This is a genomic window from Candidatus Jordarchaeum sp. (assembly GCF_052745115.1).
This window is the reverse complement of the sequence record NZ_JBRAKS010000516.1, coordinates 1-1,931: the sequence shown is the minus strand read 5'-3', so window position 1 is coordinate 1,931 and position 1,931 is coordinate 1. Positions and strand designations below refer to the sequence as shown.

The window sequence follows — 1,931 nt, the reverse complement described above, 5'->3', positions numbered from 1 at the left end:
GTCGCAATCCCTTCATTCAGGTCTCTCATTCCAACTCACTCTTTATAATTATGTTTCCTATATTCAATTGTACCTCAATTTCCGTTAGGCTGATAATTATTAGACTTATTTGAAAAGGGACTCTAAAAATTATTATTTTTTGGTTCATGTAAATAATTGTCCAAAATTAAATTATAATTTTCCGCCAACCCACCTTTAAAATTACATTTTTTTTCCATTTTAAAGGTTGACGGAAAATATAGATGTAGTATATGTTTAGTTTGATTTTTCATATTATGGAATATGGTTTATCATCAGGGTTTTCATATCTTACAGGTCCGTATTTAATAGATTTTTGCCAATCTCTATCACATATATTAAAATAGACAATAAAATCTTCTGTTTTTTCAATAACTTTCCTCACTTTACTTATTATTCTGGAAATGGTATCTTTTCTTGCTTCAATTTCGAAAACAGATTTCTGTACTCGCGTGCCGTAATTTTCGAGGAATTTAGCAACCCTGCGAAGTCGTTTTTCATTACATATATCATATATTATTAGCCAATGATTCATAAAATCTCATAGGTTTCAATTTTTAATATTTCACCCTTACCATCTGTAATAGCGTTCCGATTGCAATCCTCGCATAATGGATAGATGTAAAGAAAATCTTTCTTAATATTTATTACTTGAAGAAGTCTATTAATTAGTTCTTCCAGTTTATTTTTTTCAATTTTACATTGGAAAAAGGATTTCTGTACCCTGATTCCGTAAGATTCTAATACTTTTGCGGTGTTCCTGAGCCTTTTAGTATCGGTAATGTCGTAGCAAACCATGTATATCATTATTTAACCAGAAGGGGTTTGTAATCAGCCTCTTCTCCGTTTAAAACGCGTTTGAAATGTTTAACCTGTTCGTTAATTAGTCTTTTATAGCTTATCTGTCTCATAAGCGGTTGATAATATATGAGAGTTTCAAGTTTTTTTTCAAAATTTGAGATTACTTTTTTTAACCCTTTTTTTGTTAATAATGTTCCTTTTTTTTCCTGGATAGCTATCGAACTGCTTGATTCCTCTATATCTTTCTCTTCTTGAAGAGGGTATTCATTGTCTTCTTTTGAAAAGATCACCTCTTCAAAATCCTCTGGTTCAAGGATTGCAAGATTAAAAAGGGAACAACAAAGAGTATCAGCTATTGGTGTCCTGTATTCCTCCATTAGATCGAAGGTCAGTGATCTTTTACCATAGTCTAAAGAATGATAAAAGCCAACGTAAGTGTCGAGCCCTTCTGCTTCAATTGCTGCATCAACACGATAAAACAACATAGTGTATAAAAAGCTCAACACTGCATTTACATTATCTTCTGGTGGGTGCATACTACGTCCATTGAACACTGCCCAATCCTGCAAGATATTGTGTTTAAAAACAGCAAAAAAATATCGAGCACTCAATCCTTCAATACCCCTTATTACCTCAATGTTATGTGCTTCATCTAACTTCTTTAAGTTTGATTTCATTTTTTCAACTGTGTTTTCTATTTCAGCTGTGTTATCCCTTCTTCTTGAAATTCTTTGCATGAAAGTAAGTTGATTTTTTAATTTTCCGCTAACAATTGATTTTGAAATTTTTACTCGAAAGGCTTCGTCATCCAGCAATTTGAATTGTTTCTGACGGAGAAACACATTTTTACTTTCTTGAAACGCAAGTTTTCCACTGAATTTACCGTTTTTTCCTAGAAATATAGTATCTATGTTATGCCGCATAAGTAATTTGAGAGCAGCTGATGTAATTTCAATATTTCCTTGTACTATGATTTGTTCTGTCTTAAAAGGAAAAATTATTGTGGTTGTTCCATCGTGTGAGTTAAGTTGAAGGGTTTCACCTTTTTTCTGTAATTTCCCAAAATCGGAAATTATATATATTGTAGACATTTTTAAACCCCACAAATTATT

General features: G+C 31.7%; 3 protein-coding genes. All 3 read right to left on the bottom strand.

Going from position 1 to position 1,931, the window contains the following annotated elements; genetic code table 11:
- Positions 1–268: 268 nt before the first annotated feature.
- On the bottom strand, positions 269–553 hold the full coding sequence (gene cas2 / locus ACUVXA_RS20345) for a CRISPR-associated endonuclease Cas2 (protein WP_445873122.1): 285 nt from the start codon (positions 551–553) through the stop codon (positions 269–271).
- Positions 550–825, bottom strand: coding sequence for a CRISPR-associated endonuclease Cas2 (gene cas2, locus ACUVXA_RS20340; protein ID WP_445873121.1), 276 nt, complete (start codon positions 823–825; stop codon positions 550–552). Before cas2 (ACUVXA_RS20340) ends, cas2 (ACUVXA_RS20345) begins: the two co-directional genes overlap by 4 nt.
- Positions 825–1,931, bottom strand: a 1,107-nt coding sequence (cas1, locus tag ACUVXA_RS20335) for a CRISPR-associated endonuclease Cas1 (protein ID WP_445873120.1), incomplete at its 5' end; no start/stop codon positions are given. The genes cas2 (ACUVXA_RS20340) and cas1, both read right to left, overlap by 1 nt.